General features: G+C 48.7%; 18 protein-coding genes. 9 read left to right on the forward strand and 9 right to left on the reverse strand.

From position 1 onward, the window contains the following. Window positions 1-9: 9 nt before the first annotated feature. Genes H4O21_RS08830 through H4O21_RS08850 form a run of 5 tightly spaced genes read right to left on the reverse strand, consistent with a single transcriptional unit; the run spans window position 10 to window position 5,075 of the window. On the reverse strand, window positions 10-957 hold the full coding sequence (locus H4O21_RS08830; RefSeq protein WP_182808486.1) for a DUF6134 family protein: 948 nt from the start codon (window positions 955-957) through the stop codon (window positions 10-12). A 9-nt stretch (window positions 958-966) separates the two neighbouring features. After that, window positions 967-1,545, reverse strand: a complete 579-nt coding sequence (locus H4O21_RS08835) for a DUF3833 family protein (RefSeq protein ID WP_182808487.1) — start codon at window positions 1,543-1,545, stop codon at window positions 967-969. After that, window positions 1,542-2,825 (reverse strand): class I SAM-dependent methyltransferase, encoded by a 1,284-nt coding sequence (locus tag H4O21_RS08840; protein ID WP_255487218.1) that lies wholly within the window; start codon window positions 2,823-2,825, stop codon window positions 1,542-1,544. Before H4O21_RS08840 ends, H4O21_RS08835 begins: the two co-directional genes overlap by 4 nt. A gap of 3 nt (window positions 2,826-2,828) precedes the next feature. After that, the gene (locus tag H4O21_RS08845) at window positions 2,829-3,659 is read right to left on the reverse strand and encodes a DUF1365 domain-containing protein (RefSeq protein WP_182808488.1); all 831 of its coding nucleotides are present in this window, start codon (window positions 3,657-3,659) and stop codon (window positions 2,829-2,831) included. Window positions 3,660-3,683: 24 nt separating this feature from the next. Further along, window positions 3,684-5,075: an NAD(P)/FAD-dependent oxidoreductase gene (locus tag H4O21_RS08850; RefSeq protein ID WP_182808489.1), complete on the reverse strand. Its 1,392-nt coding sequence runs from the start codon at window positions 5,073-5,075 to the stop codon at window positions 3,684-3,686. 183 nt (window positions 5,076-5,258) lie between these two features. On the opposite strand from H4O21_RS08850, the gene H4O21_RS08855 reads away from it, so the two are divergent. From H4O21_RS08855 to H4O21_RS08870, 4 genes are all read left to right on the forward strand, one after another. Continuing rightward, window positions 5,259-5,834 (forward strand): sigma-70 family RNA polymerase sigma factor, encoded by a 576-nt coding sequence (locus H4O21_RS08855; RefSeq protein WP_182808490.1) that lies wholly within the window; start codon window positions 5,259-5,261, stop codon window positions 5,832-5,834. Then, the gene (locus tag H4O21_RS08860; protein WP_220495575.1) at window positions 5,834-6,544 is read left to right on the forward strand and encodes a ChrR family anti-sigma-E factor; all 711 of its coding nucleotides are present in this window, start codon (window positions 5,834-5,836) and stop codon (window positions 6,542-6,544) included. Before H4O21_RS08855 ends, H4O21_RS08860 begins: the two co-directional genes overlap by 1 nt. Before the next feature lie 392 nt (window positions 6,545-6,936). Next, entirely contained in the window at window positions 6,937-7,614 is a 678-nt protein-coding gene (locus tag H4O21_RS08865) for a fumarylacetoacetate hydrolase family protein (protein ID WP_182808491.1), read from the forward strand. Window positions 7,615-7,719: 105 nt separating this feature from the next. Beyond that, the gene (locus H4O21_RS08870; protein WP_182808492.1) at window positions 7,720-8,844 is read left to right on the forward strand and encodes an HD domain-containing phosphohydrolase; all 1,125 of its coding nucleotides are present in this window, start codon (window positions 7,720-7,722) and stop codon (window positions 8,842-8,844) included. A 30-nt stretch (window positions 8,845-8,874) separates the two neighbouring features. Here H4O21_RS08870 and H4O21_RS08875 read toward each other — a convergent pair whose 3' ends face one another. Both H4O21_RS08875 and H4O21_RS08880 read right to left on the reverse strand, forming a co-directional pair. Then, the gene (locus H4O21_RS08875) at window positions 8,875-9,477 is read right to left on the reverse strand and encodes an acyloxyacyl hydrolase (protein ID WP_182808493.1); all 603 of its coding nucleotides are present in this window, start codon (window positions 9,475-9,477) and stop codon (window positions 8,875-8,877) included. Between the two features lie 90 nt (window positions 9,478-9,567). Beyond that, window positions 9,568-10,839, reverse strand: coding sequence for an O-acetylhomoserine aminocarboxypropyltransferase/cysteine synthase family protein (locus tag H4O21_RS08880; protein WP_182808494.1), 1,272 nt, complete (start codon window positions 10,837-10,839; stop codon window positions 9,568-9,570). Between the two features lie 266 nt (window positions 10,840-11,105). On the opposite strand from H4O21_RS08880, the gene radA reads away from it, so the two are divergent. Then, a complete protein-coding gene (radA, locus tag H4O21_RS08885; protein WP_182808495.1) occupies window positions 11,106-12,479 on the forward strand; it encodes a DNA repair protein RadA in 1,374 nt (457 codons plus the stop codon). Window positions 12,480-12,713: 234 nt separating this feature from the next. Here radA and H4O21_RS08890 read toward each other — a convergent pair whose 3' ends face one another. Together H4O21_RS08890 and H4O21_RS08895 are read right to left on the reverse strand one after the other, a co-directional pair. Continuing rightward, entirely contained in the window at window positions 12,714-13,688 is a 975-nt protein-coding gene (locus H4O21_RS08890) for a cyanobactin maturation protease PatG family protein (protein WP_182808496.1), read from the reverse strand. 47 nt (window positions 13,689-13,735) lie between these two features. After that, window positions 13,736-14,749: a cyanobactin maturation protease PatG family protein gene (locus H4O21_RS08895; RefSeq protein WP_182808497.1), complete on the reverse strand. Its 1,014-nt coding sequence runs from the start codon at window positions 14,747-14,749 to the stop codon at window positions 13,736-13,738. A 357-nt stretch (window positions 14,750-15,106) separates the two neighbouring features. On the opposite strand from H4O21_RS08895, the gene H4O21_RS25825 reads away from it, so the two are divergent. From H4O21_RS25825 to H4O21_RS08915, 4 genes are all read left to right on the forward strand, one after another. Then, window positions 15,107-15,553, forward strand: a complete 447-nt coding sequence (locus H4O21_RS25825; protein ID WP_182808498.1) for an eCIS core domain-containing protein — start codon at window positions 15,107-15,109, stop codon at window positions 15,551-15,553. 387 nt (window positions 15,554-15,940) lie between these two features. After that, on the forward strand, window positions 15,941-16,534 hold the full coding sequence (locus H4O21_RS08905) for a ParB N-terminal domain-containing protein (protein ID WP_182808499.1): 594 nt from the start codon (window positions 15,941-15,943) through the stop codon (window positions 16,532-16,534). Between the two features lie 202 nt (window positions 16,535-16,736). Then, entirely contained in the window at window positions 16,737-17,252 is a 516-nt protein-coding gene (locus H4O21_RS08910; protein ID WP_182808500.1) for a hypothetical protein, read from the forward strand. 67 nt (window positions 17,253-17,319) lie between these two features. Then, entirely contained in the window at window positions 17,320-17,808 is a 489-nt protein-coding gene (locus H4O21_RS08915; protein WP_182808501.1) for a hypothetical protein, read from the forward strand. The last annotated feature ends 52 nt before the right edge of the window (window positions 17,809-17,860 follow it).

The following is a 17,860-nucleotide window of genomic DNA, read 5'->3' on the forward strand; positions in this document are numbered from 1 at the left end:
ATATCCTGATCAATGCCGCATAGATACGGCCTGACTGGTTTCATCCGGCTTAGCCATTCTCAGATCACGGGGCAACTCGCCATAACAACGCTGACAGTTAAACTGAATGTCTGATCCGTCTTCCGCAATAAACCGCAACCGTAACCAGCGGCCATCGTCGGCGTACCAGACCCAGGTATCTTTCAGATCGCCGGTATATTCATAACGGGTGGCATCAACCTGCTGTAACCCATCAAACACCGGCTCACGCCCTGTCGCCTGCAGACTGATCTGATTTTCACGGCCGCTTAATGAGTTAAATAGCCGGGTTTCGCCGACAATAGCAGCATTGTAATGGTTGCTCAGCGCTATCGGCCCGTTCAGTGAATAAGAGCCATTCAGGCCTTCCACCTTATACAGCACGCGGGCTGATTCGGCTCGACGCTGATCATTGTCCGAAGAGGATGCATCCGCTGTCTGGCTGATCGCCGATAACAGCATATGATTACGCTCTTCATCCCCATTACGATCAATCCGACTTTCAAAGGCTGTCAGCCAGTGATAATGCCAGTGTTCCGTTGCCTGATAGCGAAAACGGTAGCTGAACAACAGCAGCAGATTAAACTTCATCTGCATATCAGCTTTCACCTGCCAGCGCTCTGGCTTACCTTCGAACGTCATCAGATAACGCCCGACCTCTTTACCATTGCGGGTAATGATAAAGTCCAGGCCCGGTCCATACAGGGATTGCCAGTGAGTCAGATTCTGGAAACGACCACTTTTTCCTTGTGGAGCAGATACGAAATGCTGCGACAATCGCTGTAGTAATTCCGGTTCGGGAGTTTGCCAGGCATCAACAACCTGAGCAGAGGCCCGGCTCATCCAGGCGGTAGCCATCAGAACGACGCATGTCAAAAAGACAGAGCGGGTCAAAAAAACAGAGCGGGCCAGAAAGACAGAGCGGACCAGAAACAACATGATGCCTCCTCAGGAAATGTCCTGATGATCAGCGCAGAACAGATGATGTGGCATACGCTGAAAACACAGCACCACATCACCGATATGAAACCCCAGTTTGCTGACTCTGGCATGCCCTAAAAGACAGCCATTCGGCATAAGGTGCAGACAGTCATCAAACTTAAGAACAACCTCACGATTCCCAGTGATCACTTTCAGGCGGTACTGCCAGCTACAGCTTTGCCCGGAAATCAGGCCACTGGCCAGCCCGACAATATCTTCAGCACTGCCCTGATATTGCCCCTCCCCGGTTGGTGTGATCCGCCAGGTACGTTGCTGATGGCTGCCATCCCGATAGATAAACTCTTCATGCAGTGCCAGATGATCCCCACGCCATACCCCTGTCGCCAGCACCCGGAACTCCTGCCGGAGATTGCCATAACGATCCCGGAACATTCCCCAGCCAGTGGTTTCTCCCAGGAAGTAATCTTCCAGTCGCAGACGCTCCGGGAACTCCGCACTCATTAGCTGTTGTTGCCAGCTCTCTTTTCTTTCCCGGCTGTGAATACCGATGGCGAAGTCACCGGGAAAAGGGTCGGGCACACTCATCGGGTTGTACCTGCCGGACGATCTGCGTCTGTTTGATCAGCAGACGGCTTTTGCAGGGTAAACAGATACACATTGATGCTCTGGTGATTAAAGCCACTTTCGCAGTAGCAGAAGTAATAACGCCATAACCGACGGAAATGTTCATCAAATCCCAGTGGCTGAATATCCGGCCAGGCCTGCTCAAAATTGTTACGCCATTCAAACAGCGTACGAGCGTAGTCCTGACCAAACGCCTCCTGATCCACCAGAGATAATCCAGCCTGGGATGCCTGAGAAGAAACCACTTCAGGGTTCAGCAACATGCCGCCGGGAAAGATATAACGCTGGATAAAATCAGCGTTGTTACGATAGTGATCAAAACGCTGTGGTGCGATGGTGATCACCTGCAAGACCGCCCGACCTCCGGGCAATAAACGGTCATATATAGTGTTAAAATAAGTAGGCCAGTGCGCTTCACCAACCGCTTCGATCATCTCTATGGACGCAATACGATCATACTGACCTTTTACTTCACGATAATCCGTCAGGCTGGCCATGCCCCGTTGATCCAGCTGCTGATCGGCCAGCCGCTTGCGGGTCCATTCCAGTTGCTCAGAGGACAGTGTAATCCCGTGATAATCGGCCTGAGGATGATGCTGTAACAAACGTTCAGCAAAGCCGCCCCAGCCACAACCTATTTCCAGTACCCGGGAATCAGGTTCAGGCTGCAGCAGCTCCAGAATACGGTCGTATTTATTCTGCTGTGCCTGGTACAGACTTTCGCCCGGCTCTCGATACAGGCCGGAAGAATAGCTCATAGTGCTATCCAGCCACTGCTTATAGAAATCATTGCCCAGGTCATAATGCGCCTGAATATTACGGCGACTGCCTTTCAGAGTATTATCATTCAGCCGGTGTAATATACGGTGCAGCCAGCGCCCGGTACCGCTGCCGGAAAAGACGCTTTCCAGCTTATGCTCATTGCTTAATGCCCACTCCGTCACCAGTGACAGATCCGGTGTATCCCAGTCACCAGCTACATAAGCTTCGCCCCAGCCCAGCACCCCGGAAAACACTGCTTTTCTGATCGCTGAAGTGCTTTTCAGCTCAATCGTAGGTGCCGGAATATCTTCCTGTGCTTCTCCCAGGGTAATCAGAACAGAACCCGGCAGAATCAGACTGATACGACTGACACCGGCCAGACGCAGTTTATTCAGTAACCAGCGCCAGAGTGGATGACGAATCTGATCAACCGACGCCATAGTCTTCAGGGGACGATTCAGAGTTGTGCGGGATAACATAAATTATTCCTCTTCAGATGAGAGCGCCAGAGGCTGGCCTTTACTGGTCAGAGCCGGTTTACGGAACTGGTGACGGCTGATATAAGGGACTTTTTTCAGCCAGAGCTGTAACGCTTCCCAATGAATACCCAGTATCACTTTGTAGGTAAAAAACGGACGTTTCAGGCATAACCGCATAAGCCCTTTCGCCGTAAGCGGACTGCTTTTTCCGGTCAGAGTGGCATTCAACAGCAAGCCCTCTGGATCTTCCTGACGGATCAGCACCTTAAGACGCTCATCCGGGCGATGAATACGGAAACGATACTGACAGCTCAGATTGATAAACGGGCTGACAAAGAACAGTTTATCGGCCTGATGACGCAGCTGCTGCTCACCGTTCTCATGGGTGAAGGGCTCGGCATCCACCGCATAAATATGCTTTTCACCAAAGGTGTTACTGACCTGATACAAGGTGGCATACAGATGATCATCTGCGTCATAACAGAAGAAGATACACAGAGGATTAAAGCTGTAGCCCAGATTTCTGGGCATACATAACAACTCAATCCTGACAGCAGAGGGCATATTCTGCTGGCTCAGTAGCCACTGGGCATGTTGTTTCAGATCATGCTGCCCATCAATGACATAATCTTTGTCATAGACACTGAACAATCCGGCCCGGTTATAGCTGAAACCGGTCAGCTCCTGATCCAGTCGCTCCAGCTCATCCAGATCCAGCAGAAAGCTGCCCACCCGATAGGTGAAGCGATGGACGCTGGGTCGGAATCGGTGATGCATCACCGTGCTGTAATACAGACGACTGTTAAGGCCTGAAGAAACATGATCCCCGGACATAATTCACTCCTTATCCTGCCGTCGTTATCCCGTATGCTGAGGCGCATGAGCGGCCTCAGGCACTGGGTGCGACGCTTCCGTATCGGCCTTATCTGCCGCCAGACCAGGCCAGTGGATACGGCCGGATTCCTCTGCTACATTCCATGGACGACGGGGAGCCCCCATCGCTTCCGCCACCGCCAGGCCCGATTGCAGACCGTCTTCATGGAAGCCGTAACCAAAATAGCTGCCACAGAACCAGGTTCTGTGCTGCCCCTGCAGTTTATGCAACTCCAGCTGTGCAGCAATCGCTTCGCGGCTGAAGACCGGATGATCGTAGAGGAAGCTGCAGTGGATACTGCCTTCTTCCGGCTCTACTGGTGGATTCAGAGTCACAATCAGAGGTTGCTCAGTGGCCAGTGGCTGCAACAGATTCATCCAGTAACTGACCGCCAGCTGATCTTTATTCTGGCCTTGTGGATCAGACAGATAGTTCCAGCTGGACCAGACTTTACGGTTTTTCGGCATCAACCGGGTATCGCTGTGCAGGATGGCCCGGTTTCTCTGATAGCTGAAAGCCCCCAGCAGGTGCTGCTCCTGCTCCGTCGCATTGGATAATAGCGCCAGCGCCTGATCGGCATGACAGGCCAGTACCACGTCATCAAAATCTCTGTGTTCACCCCGGCTATCGATCAGCTCAACATGGCTGTCATGACGGATAATCTGCCGTACACCCCGGTTACAGATGGTTGCAGGCTGGATCTGATTGATCAGTTTACGCACATATTCCCGGCTGCCACCTTTCACTGTATGCCACTGAGGGCGATCATTCACCTGTAACAGACCATGGTTCTGACAGAAGCGCAGAAAGCTCAGCGCAGGATAATCAAGCATTTCGCTAGCGGGAGTAGACCAGATCGCCGCTCCCATAGGCACCAGATGCAGATCTCTTAACTCATCGGAGAAGCGATACTGTTTCAGCAGCTCTCCCAGTGTCATCTGCTCTGAAATCTGCTCAGGCCAGTGTTCACATTGCCGATAGAAACGCAGAATATCCAGCAGCATACGCCAGATACGAGGATTAACAATATTGCTGAACGAGGAAAAAATGCCCCCCAGACCATTACCGTTGTATTCCGTTTTACCGCCCTCAGCAGAGACCGCAAACGACATATCGGTAGCCACCGTGTCCACTTTCAGATAATCAAACAGCGCCGTCAGATTAGGGTAATTCACTGGGTTATAAACGATAAAACCGGTATCCACCGGGATATGACCGTCCTGTGTTTTTGCCACTACAGTATTAGAATGACCACCAAAACGATCATCTTTTTCAAACAGGGTTACCGAGTATTTCTGACTCAGTAGCCAGGCGGCTGACAAACCGGAAATTCCGGAGCCAACCACCGCAATATGTTTATCAGCAGGTATATTCATAATGTGTGCCTTATAGCTGATGTTTCTTTGGGCCTCTCTACGGGGTACTGAAATAAACAGATCACATTCCGCAGGGCTTTACCGGTTGGCAGCTTCTGCCAGATGGTTGCCCGATAGCGACACCGGATGTGATCCGGACAGCTCTCAATCTCGTATTCAGGAGCAGACCACAGGAGATACAGGATGGAAAAAGTGAAATCGGTTTCAGCAAACTGGAACCAGGTACTGACTGAGATAGCCCGGCATCAGGACCGGCAACAGTTCGCACGCCTGTATGAGTACTTTGCTCCCAGAGTGAAAACTTACCTGCTGAGATTTACTGCCTCAGAAGCTCAGGCTGAAGAACTGGCACAGGAAGCACTGTTACAGGTCTGGCGCAAAGCCAGCAAGTACCACGCTGACAAAGCGGCCGCCTCAACCTGGATATTCTGTATTGCCAGAAATCTGTTTATTGATCAGCAGCGCTCCGGTAAAGGACAACTGGAACAACGAACGGACTCTTATCACGAGCATGAACAGTTGCTCAACGACAGAGCACAGGAGGTCGATTATGATCACAGAGCGTCTGTCAGAACCCTGGATCAGGCGATAAAAGAGTTACCCATTATGCAGGCTCAGCTTGTTTATAAATCGTACTTTGAAGGCAAAAGTCACAGCGAAATAGCTGGCGATCTGGATATACCTATCGGCAGTGTTAAATCAGGGCTGCGCCTGGCGTTTAAGAAGTTGCGCGCATTCACCGGAGTGGAGGACGTATAATGCCTAAACATCACCCAGATGAAGCCACTCTGCTTAGTTATGCCGCCGGAAGTCTTACATCCGGTGCTCGTCTGTTAATGGAATGTCACCTGGCACGTTGTGAGCACTGCCAGGCAAGAGTCAGAGAAGCTGAGCAGCTTGGTGGTCAGTTATTGGAAACCCTGCAGATTAGTCCTATGGCTGCGATGTCAGAGCAGGCACTGTTTGCTCTGCTGGACGAACCAGAAAACCAGCCAGAACAATCCGATGTTAAAAACAGGCCGGTCAGTGCATCTGACGGCCGGTCTTATGACGTATCTGATAAGCAAGAGCAGAAACCAGACTGGTTACCGGAGTGGGCAAATGCCCTGCTACCCTGGGTCAATAAAGACACCAGCTGGCAACGTGTAGCGCCAGGTATCAGTCAGATCCGGCTACAGGATGATAGTTTTTCCAGAGATAAAGCCGTACGCCTGTTAAGAATTGCACCGGGAACCTGTATGCCAGGTCATGGTCATAGTGGTAGTGAGCTGACACTGATTCTTCAGGGATCATACAGTGATGAAACCGGTCGCTTCTGCGAAGGGGATGTAGCGGACCTTGATCCGGATATTAAACATCAGCCCATTGCAGACCGGGATCAGGACTGTATTTGTCTGATAGTCACCGATGCTCCGTTGCGGTTTGATGGCTGGGTCCCCAGACTGATGCAACCGTTTTTTGGTTTGTAATGGCTGTGGATCTGAGATCTGAGATCCGGGTCAGAAGCAGATCTTAACGTTCCTTAGCATGTGATTATCCGAAATATCATCTGGATACCGGCGTTAATCGCCGGTTTTTTGTTTTAATCAGAAGATTAAAAACGCTTGATTTTAACGGCACTCTGCTCTATCACTGAATAGTGATAACAGGACTGAATGTTTCTGCAACAAGGTTTATTTATCAGCTATCCATAAGGTGTTGTTCTACACAGGCAGAACCTGCTGTGACAAAACGTTACCTATAAGTAGTATCCCTGATACATATCCTGAAAAATACAGGAGTATGATACAGAGAGACTACAAGGCCGATATAAAAACAGTCCTGATATACAACCGCCCTGATAGAATTATAAGGATATCCTATGCCTTACCAACTGCAATGGTATGACGGCAAGCCAACTCCCTGGCATGCCGGAAAAGTTGTTTGTGTGGGTCGTAACTATGCAGACCATGCCAAGGAACTGAACAACCCTATCCCGGATAAACCGCTGCTGTTTATCAAACCCTCTACGGCTATTGCAGATATTGAACAGCCCCTGACATTGCCCTCCGGCCAGGGTGAAGTCCATTATGAAGCTGAAATCGCCCTGCTGGTGGGTGAAACCATTCGTAATGTGTCACCTCAGGAGGCCCTGAAAAATATGGTCGGTGCCGGTATTGCACTGGATCTGACCCTGAGAGACCTGCAGTCTGAACTGAAACAGAAAGGGCATCCATGGGAAATTGCTAAAGCATTTGATGGTTCTGCACCTCTGTCAGGCTTTGTCCCTTGCGAGACGATGGGCGAAGAGCCTGTCGGCATTGAACTGATCATTAATGGCGAAACCCGCCAGAAAGGTTTCTCGGATCTGATGCTGACCCCGATTGCAGAGCTGATCAGCTATATCAGCCATATCTTCACCCTGGAACCGGGAGATATTATTCTGACCGGCACCCCAGCCGGAGTAGGCCCTCTGAACCCCGGTGATAAATACAGCATGCACCTGCTGGGTAAGGATGGCGAAGCCCGTCATTCTGTAACAGGTTGTGTACAAGTCTGATATACATCAAGCGAAATGAAATCAAACCCTTACAGTGCTGGCCGTAAGGGTTTTTCTTTTATATTCATTGAGGTCTTGCTTTTTTCTGATACAGAGGAAGACTTTGTGCAGTATTTTCCCAGCCCCTGGCAATCCTTTCAGCATGAAACCACCCTGACCGGCAAACTGTACGCGATATCAGAACAGCTGCGTAATCTCTGCCCTCATGTACACCGTTTCTCTCTGGCTATCTACGATGATAAAACCGACCTGTTAAGCACTTATTACTCCACCAGCCAGGCTGATGAAGCCATCACCCGCTATCAGGTTAAGCTCAGCGAAGTATATTCATTACAGCAGATGAGTCAGGCCGGTACGCCACGGGTGATTAATGATCTGAACTGCTTATCGGAACAGAATACCTATCATAGTCAGACCTTGCTAAAGCAGGGCTGGCGCTCCAGTTATACCGTGCCCATGCGTTATTCCGGCCGCTTTCTGGGCTTTCTGTTCTTTAATTCCAGAGCTGCTCAGGCCTTTACTGGTGAAGAGTTTAACCAGCTGGAACTGATGTCTCAGCTGATTACCATGCTGGTTTATGATGATCAGATGCAGGCCCGCACCCTGAAAGCCGCCGTACGATCAGCACTGGCCCTCTCCTGTGGCCGGGATGCTGAAACAGGCCAGCATCTGGAGCGCATGGGTTATTACTCACGCATTATTGCCCACCAGGTTGCAGACAAGCACGGTCATGGCGATCAGTTTGTTGAGCAGGTGTTTCAGTTCGCTCCGGTACATGATCTGGGCAAGATCGCTATTCCGGACTACATTCTGTTGAAACCGGGCCGACTGGAACCGGCAGAATATGAACTGATGAAAACCCATACGGTGCGAGGCGCAGAGATGCTGGAGGATATTCTCAGCCATCATGGTCTGGAAGGCGGTGAGTCTGTTGCCGTACTGCGTAATATTGTGCTATTTCATCATGAATTACTGGACGGCTCTGGCTACCCTAACGGTCTTGCAGGCACTGAAATTCCATTAGAATCCCGTATTGTTGCGGTAGCTGATATCTTTGATGCCCTCACCTCAAGCCGCCCCTATAAAAAAGCCTGGACCAATACCGATGCCATGAACACCCTGAAAGAGATGGCCGGTACAAAACTGTGTGCAGAATGTGTTAATGCGCTGGAACAGCAGATGGCAGAAGTGGAAGTGATCCAGACGCTGTATCAGGAATGCAGTATCTGACGATCCGGAGTCACTCCCTGAACAGATAGCTTAATAGTTATAGCTGATATTCAGACGGTAAAAGTTAATGCCACTATTCTCCTCATAGATATCATTATTGGAGTAATGGCGTACACCCAGATCCCATTGCCACTGAGGTGTGACATAACCACCAATGCCTACAAACTCTGTAAACTGGAATGGACCGCCAAATTTCTTACCATCCAGCTCATCATTGCTGATCAGACTGACACCCAGCGCCACATTTACGTAGCTCAGCCAGTCCTCTTTATCTGCGAAATACCAGCGAAAGCCCTGCATCACATCCAGGGTATGGTTACTGGTCTCATGCTCCAGTGATTCCCCGGCAATCTGCCAGATGGTATAACCAGCCTGACGGTAGCCTTCAAACCAGATGCTATCTGTCATCTGATATTTTTTATCCTGATCCCAGCGCAGCATGATCTGAGTAGAAACAATATCACCTGAACCACCCAGCCCTACTGTCAGGGCATCGGCCTCCAGAGGATTAGCCACCGACATAGCCACAATCCAGGCAGGCATCCCCAGACGCCAGATTGCTGATGGCGCTTCCGACGCCAGTGCCGATGAAGAAAGAGACGCAAGCAACACAACTGATGCCAGTGAACGCATAGCAAAACCTTTATATCTGATTAATTTATTCGACTGATACAAAAACGGGAGCTGAAAAGCTCCCGTCGGAATACCCGTGATGAGCGGTTATTATTTCGAAGCAGCCAGTGCCTGGTCAAGGTCTGCCAGCAGATCATCAATATGCTCAATACCGATAGACAAGCGCACCATATCTGCCGATACACCTGCTGCCTGCAGCTCTTCATCATTCAGCTGACGGTGAGTGGTCGCCGCTGGAATCGCAGAACAGCTCTTCGCATCACCGATATTTACCAGACGCAGAATCAGCTGCAGAGCATCGTAGAATTTAGCACCCGCTTCACGGCCACCTTTAATGCCGAAGCTCAGAATACCAGAGGCTTTACCCCCCATATATTCTTTCGCCAGACCATTGTCTTTATGGCTTGTGAGACCTGCGTACTTCACCCAGCTGACCTGCTCATGCTGTTCCAGGAACTCTGCCACCTTCTGGGTGTTTTCACAAATGCGTTCAACACGCAGCGCCAGAGTTTCCAGACCCTGCAGCAGATTCCAGGCGCTCTGTGCCGACAGTGCAGCGCCCATATTACGCAGGGGCACCACACGGGCACGTACGATAAAGGCGGCTTCGCCCACATCCTGAGCGTAATTAACACCGTGATAAGACACATCAGGCTCGTTCAGCAGCGGGAAGCGCTCGGCGTTGTCAGCCCATGGGAATTTACCGGAATCCACGATCAGGCCACCAATTGTAGTGCCATGACCACCGATATACTTAGTCGCAGAGTGTATGACAATGTCAGCACCCAGCTCGATAGGCTTACACAGGAAAGGCGTTGCAACCGTGTTGTCCACCACCACAGGCACGCCATGTTTATGGGCGATCTCAGCCAGCTTAGCGATATCGACCACACTGCCTGACGGGTTACCGATTGACTCGCAGAATACCGCCTTGGTATTGGCATCGATCAGACTTTCGATTTTGTCGAAATCGTCTTTATCGGCAAAACGGACATCAATACCCTGACGTGGCAGGGTGTGAGCGAACAGGTTATAAGTACCGCCATACAGCTCACTGATGGACACAATGTTATCACCGGTCGATGCCAGTGTCTGAATGGTGTAAGTAATCGCTGCCATACCTGAGCTGACCGCCAGTGCCGCGATGCCACCTTCCAGTGCTGCCACACGCTGCTCCAATACGTCGCAGGTCGGATTCATAATGCGGGAATAGATGTTGCCCTGAACTTTCAGGTCAAACAGATCGGCTGCATGCTGAGCGTCATTAAAGGAGAAAGATGTGGTCTGGTGGATAGGCACCGCGACTGAATTCTGATTATCTGCGGTATAGCCATGGTGTAGTGCAATGGTTTCCGGTTTCATGCAAACCTCTCCGATTAGTCCTGCGTTATATCTTATATATCCGGGCCGGGATTTCGGCTCTTATGTTATCCATTCAGATTCCCTGATACGCCTCCACACCATTCTGATACGGACATAGCGACCGCCCCAGAGATCCCTGAATCAAATGACCCAGAATGATACAGATTGCCGCTGACTGCAACACAATTTACGTTCGCGTCAGCTATGATATCACTGTATATTTATGCAGATATTTTTACCGGATCAGAGGCAGGGGATCGGTCAGTATGGCAAAAGCAAAAACCGGCTACGTGTGTGTAGACTGTGGTGCAGATTATAAAAAATGGCAGGGCCAGTGCAGCCATTGTGGCCAGTGGAATACCGTACAGGAAGTACGCCTGGGCAGCAGCTCTCGCAGTCTGGGCAGCGCCACACCCACCCGCACCGGTTATGCCGGTGCCGCCGACGGCCAGATGCAGGATCTGTCGGAAATTAACCTGCAGGAACTGCCTCGTTTCAGCAGTACCATCGGCGAGTTTGACCGGGTACTGGGCGGCGGCATGGTGCCGGGTTCAGCCATTCTGATCGGTGGTCATCCTGGTGCCGGTAAATCCACACTGCTGCTACAGGTACTGTGTCAGCTATCCCAACAGATGCCCGCACTTTATATTACCGGTGAGGAATCCTTGCAGCAGGTCGCAATGCGCGCTCAGCGCCTGAACCTGCCCACTCAGGGCCTGAAGATGCTGCCGGAAACCAGCATCGAAACCATTATAGCCACCGCCGAACAGATGAAACCGAAAATCATGGTGGTGGACTCGATCCAGGTGATGCATCTGGACGATATTCAATCAGCACCGGGCAGCGTCAGCCAGGTCCGTGAATGTGCCGCCACCCTGACCCGTTTTGCCAAACAAAGCGGCACCGTATTGTTGCTGGTCGGCCATGTCACCAAAGACGGCTCTCTGGCCGGTCCGAAAGTGCTGGAGCATATGATCGATGCCTCTTTACTGCTGGAAGGCTCAGAAGACAGTCGTTTCCGCACTCTGCGCGGTCAGAAAAACCGTTTTGGTGCGGTGAATGAACTCGGCGTCTTCGCCATGCTGGAAAATGGCCTGAAAGAGGTGAAAAACCCCAGTTCCATCTTCCTGAGCCGGGAACAGGAAGAAGCACCGGGCAGCGTGATTATGGTGGTCTGGGAGGGCACCCGCCCGCTGCTGGTCGAGATTCAGGCCCTGGTGGATGAGTCCCATATGGCTAACCCGCGCCGGATCAGTGTCGGTCTGGATAACAACCGTATGTCTATGTTACTGGCGGTACTGAACAAACACGGCGGCCTGTTTACCGGTGATCAGGACGTGTTTGTGAACGTGGTGGGTGGCGTTAAGGTACTGGAAACCAGTGCGGATCTGGCCCTGTTACTGGCCGTGGTATCCAGCCTGCGCAATCAGCCACTGCCGATGGATCTGGTGATCTTTGGCGAAGTGGGCCTGTCCGGTGAAATCCGCCCGGTGCCCAGTGGTCAGGAACGCATCAGAGAAGCGGCTAAACATGGCTTCCGCCGCGCGATTGTCCCGAAAGCCAATATGCCGAAAAGCCAGATCGAAGGCATGCAGGTGGTCGGCGTTACCAAACTCAGCGAAGCGCTGGAGGCACTGTAAACCTCAAAAACCGCTGGTCGGATCTGGCCTATGCGCGAAGCAGTACCACCTTCTGGTATGACCGGTTTACTGGCCGGTCATTCATTAACATTAACAGTAACAATGACGTATCAATACTGTTTATTAAGCCCGGCGTATTAACCTGGTGTATTAACATCAGCCTATGATTAATGGCCTGTGATTACCAGGCAGCTATTAATGATCTTCGATTAGTGAATCGTCACTCACCAGCCATTAATAGCTGGCAACGTAGGGTTTAAATCCGGTCAGCAGGAATGGGTATTCATCCGTCACATCCACCAGACTGCACCAGCTTTCTGTCGCGCCAGAATTCAGATGCTGATAATCAAACACCACTTTGACAAAATGCCTCTCACCGCTACGCTCCGCCTGAGTTCTGATCCCCATAAAACGAGCCTGTGGCTGGGTATTGCGTCGCTCACTATTGGCGTAATAGATATCCTGAGTCTTAATATAAATCAGCGGATTATTGCACAACACATAATTCACCGCCCTGTCCTGATCGGTATTACCCTCGTTATCGGCCAGCGCGTGAATATCCTCTATCACCTGCTTAATATCCATAGATGAATCATAGCGGGTAATATCCTTAATCTGATCCGATAACTTCTCCGGGTCCATCTGCTTAACTTTGTGAATGTTCAGCTTGTTCAGATCACCGGAATGAGCCAATCGTGAGATACCGACGATCAGCGTCTCCGGGCGTAAAGAATCCGGATCACACTGACATTCACCAGAACATTTACACTGAGATTTCATCGCCCCGACCAGTGCCGACATATTGTATTCGGATGGTTCCAGCAGATAGATGTCATTTTCGAACAATGACTGCTTCAGACTATTGATGCAGTAACTGTTGATTAATGTCCATTTCAACTCACGGGCCAGATAACGATAACGCCGGGATGACAGGATCTGAAAAATAACCTCCTGATCGCTTTTATCCCCCCAGGCCGGTTCTGGCCCCGGCTGATACTCGGCAGGCAGAAACGGTGATCCCGGTTTATCTTTTTCTATTGCCAGCCAGCAGCGCTCAAATTCGCGCTGTACGCCCATAGAAGGAAAGTCTGCCTTTACCTGGCCAAGGACATAAATAAACTCATCGGTCAGATCCAGTGCCGGAATCGAACCGCCTCCGGCCCGTTGTACAACCCCGGATGACAGGGGCTGATTAATTAACTGCTTCATAGCGTGTCACCTGTGTGGATAAACATAGATAGCTCTGCAACTGTCCCTTAATTCGACGGTATATAGTCCGACAACGGCGCATGCAGGAAAGGGAACATCTCTGTGGTATCCACGCTCAGGTAATAACTGTACTGACGGCCACTGACCTTCTTCTGATAGGTAAAGATCAGATCCACCAGTTCGCGACCGGCGGTATTATCTGCATAGCGCGTCTGCAGATCGGCCAGGAAGCACTCCTCCTGATCAACAGAACTCTGATTGTCGTAATTCCGGCCACCTTGGTACTGGCCCAGAGACAGACGATAGATATCCAGATAGCGATACGCGATAAAGTTTTTTGCCCGCTCAAAATCATTCTGGCCCAGATTCTGCCGCACCTTCAGTAACTGCAACACACTGCTGATGGCCGATGTTGTACTGTTGCTATTGCCATCCAGCTCTTTTTCCAGCGCTTTATAGCTGAAAGGATAAACATGCTTACAGCTCACCATGCGCAGGGCGGTATCACCACTCAGATCTGATGGTGCCATCGGACCCAGCTCACCAATGGCAATGATCTGTCTGTCATTATCCATCGGATCATCTTCATCCACTTTCAGGCAGTTAATAAACTCATTCAGCTCCACCACACTCTGTGGCACCAGCACATAAGCATCCTGACCATCAATGGTCAGAATCCAGCTGACCTGCTCGGCAATATAACGATAAGGGCGATAGCTGATGGCTTCTGAACTGCTATCCCGTGAGCCGGGATAACGGGTCTTCTCACTGAATATTCTGTGATATTCAGTCGGAGCAACACCCAACTCCTGAGCAGCGGCCTCGCACTCTTTTTCCAGTCCGATTGTTGGAAAATGCAGCCTTAATTTACCTGCGGCGTAGACAAACTCATCAGCGACCAGCTCATCCACCAGAGCGGGACCAGCATCAGCAGAATCAATTGGCTGGGCCTGAAGCACCGGAGCACTTGTGTTATCCGTCACAGGCTCTGCACTGACCTCAGCAGGAGGTGTTTGCAGAGAAGCATCAACGGATATCGCGGGTGTTTGTTCTTGTTCCATAAATAATTCCTGCACCTGTTACAGACCCGGTCGGTCTGGCGTTAAAAACATCTGCACAAGGTTATGGAAATCAGGAAAAATAAAATTGTGGGAATCTATGACGTTATCGGTATAACAGCGTGTTATTAAAACTGAGACAACCTGAGCAATATAAAACTATCAAATAATTCAACACTGAAACAATATCATTCCGAAACAGATTATTTCTTCATTAATATATACACCTGACTAAAGCAGGCATAAAGATGTTTAACAATCAAACACAACATTGCCCTTATTTATCGTATTTTACCCTCAGTTTTATTCTCACCAATTGATTACCTTGTACATATCAACCCAGAATAACCCGGAGGCGTTATGCTAAATAAGCACAGCACCTGTATTCAAAGAGTCAGAATTGATACACAGACTAGTACAGCAGTTTCGTCTGCTAATTCTGTAATTCAACTACAGAGGGCTCACTGGCCAAAATCACATACCAGAAAAGAGCAATGGCATCCGCTTCCCAGTCGCCTGAGACGTGGAATGGAAACAATAACAGGTATCGATTTAAAGCCGGTAAAAGTGTTCTATAACTCATCAAAACCCGCTCAGGTAAAGGCTCATGCTTATGCCCAGGGAGACAGTATTTATCTGGCTCCAAATCAGCAGCATCACTTGCCTCATGAACTGGGTCATATTATCCAGCAAGCAATGGGGATGGTTGAACCAACAATGGAAATTGATGGTGTAGCTATTAATGATGACCCTGAACTGGAACAACAAGCAACGGATCTGGGAAATTTGGCATTAAATTTATATTGATTCAACCGATTTTAATATTAACCATAGATCATTTATACATGTAAATCATTCGAAAACACATTATCTACATTAACATTTATCGCTGACATACAAAGGTATAAAAATCACTTACCTCATGGCAAATATTATCATTTAAGATCTAATCCACTTTATGAACAAGAGGGTATTTATTATCTTAAAATATTAGCCGCCTAATAAATTTCGAGAAATGCAAGCCTTAAGCATCAAACAATTTTATTTTGTATTTCTTTTTATCTACCACGCTGACTGTTAAGAGACCACAAGGTGACAAAGACATAGAGCAAATAAAGCCCACGATATATTTCCTGTTGTCAAAGGTAATAAAAAGCCTATAGCATTCACTAAAAAACCAAAAGGGATTGATATATGTATGCACAAATAGACAAATCAAAAAAGAATAAAATTAGAGCGACTGCTAATCCTGATACTAAGAAAAAAAGTAATGAGAATCAGAAGGGAAAATTTGCTGATAATCGGCCAAAATCCATTCAAATGCAACCAATTAAACAAGAGGATGGGACATTTAGGGATTCAGATTATCCTGGAATGTTGCTAACTAGAAATGTTAATGAAAGTAATGAATATCAAACATATTATGATGCTACGAACATATCCAATCCTGCAACAGTGACATATGAGGATAATGAATATTACAATCTAGCTGATAACGAAACATGGTATCCTCTGTACAATCATATAGTCAACAATCAAAATTGCTATATATGCAGACAATTTAATAATATCGTCAATATAGCCGACATAAATTATGAAGGTGTAGGTAATGAACAGGAATGGAAAAAAGTACAATTAAGAAAATCAATCGATGGCGGCATTATCCCTGCAATTACAGTAAGTCGGGCTGATGGCGGTAGATATGATTTAATAAATGGACGAAATAGAATTGCGGTATCTCAGGAAGCTGGATACCAAAAAATACCAATTATTATTCAAGGGGGTTAGCATTTTCTTAATAAACTTCAGAGTAGCCCATAACATAACCTAAAAGCCATTAAAAACGATTTTTAGCCCAATTGATATACCTGAAAACAAAGATCATTGTTTGCCCCTATTTTATAAGACTTTTAATTGAGTCAACCACTATCTAAGAAATTAATATTTTTTATCAAACAAACTCAAAAAATCTTATGGAGAAGGTAATACAATGAAGCACTTTAAACTATGGATCATCATTCTTCTTATGTACATTACAATACTGGTTGGTATTGGTCAGATCGCCTTTACCAAACAGTATTTTAATGAAGCTGAGAGCATGGTAGGTGAGTTTCTGGATATTAAGGAGCAATACCAGATAGACGGTGCCGATCAGGAGTCAACGGCTTCACTGATTAATACTCTGATTGAAAGCTCTGCGGATTCCTCCAGTGACCTTCAGGAGCTGGCCTCTCAGTCATTCAACATCATCCTGGGTGCTTTACTGGCGTTTCTTTCTGCCTCTGCGACAGTGGTTTTCCAGAGCCAGTCAGATAGAGGTGATGAAGATGGTGATACGCCTGATGGCAATACTCCGGATACACCACCAAAAGATAAAGAGCCTTACCTGGCTGAAGAAACGAATAAACCGGCCCCGGTTCTTGCCCCTTCTGTTACTCCCAGTGAGTCTGTGGATAAAACAGAAGAAGATAACAAGCCAGGTATTGTCAGAAAAGCGCCAGCGTAATCTCTGGTGTTATTAAACAGGGCCTGCTGCAGGCCTTTCCGCTGATGCTGTGTTATTCGGGTTGGCTATGCAAAATAATATTTATTCGATTTACTCACAAACGTCATCCTCCCGAGCTGAGGATAACGCCAGGTCTTTATCTTATGAGTTTGCCTGGTGTGAACAGGTAATTGAGACCCGGCTCAGGCAATACGCCGGGCAGGATGACGATTGCCCCCCTATACGGGATATCACACCGCCGGTTCACCACAGGGATGATTCTGAGTTTGCCTGCTTTGTCCGACAGCATCAGCTGAATTTTATTGAGCGTTTGATACTGATTCTGGCTCTGGCACCGGCCATTAAACCCAGAATGCTTGATCCCTTGCTGCAACCCAATGAAGCCTTGAACCGGCCCTACACCGAGTTCGGCTGCTGTTTTGAAGACGATGGTGTATTTGCCAGTGGTGAAACTCTGGCGTTTCTGTTGAGCGGTGATGAGCTGGATGGTCGCTTTCAGGTTCAGCATTATTTGCTGGTAACTATTCAGCCCGCTCTCAACTATTTGCTACCTTGACGAATAGTTGAGATCTGTCAGTTTATGCATAGCAACAGACATTGAAGAGCAT

Source organism: Oceanospirillum sediminis, from assembly GCF_014164585.1.
GTDB classification, from domain to species: domain Bacteria; phylum Pseudomonadota; class Gammaproteobacteria; order Pseudomonadales; family Halomonadaceae; genus Oceanospirillum; species Oceanospirillum sediminis.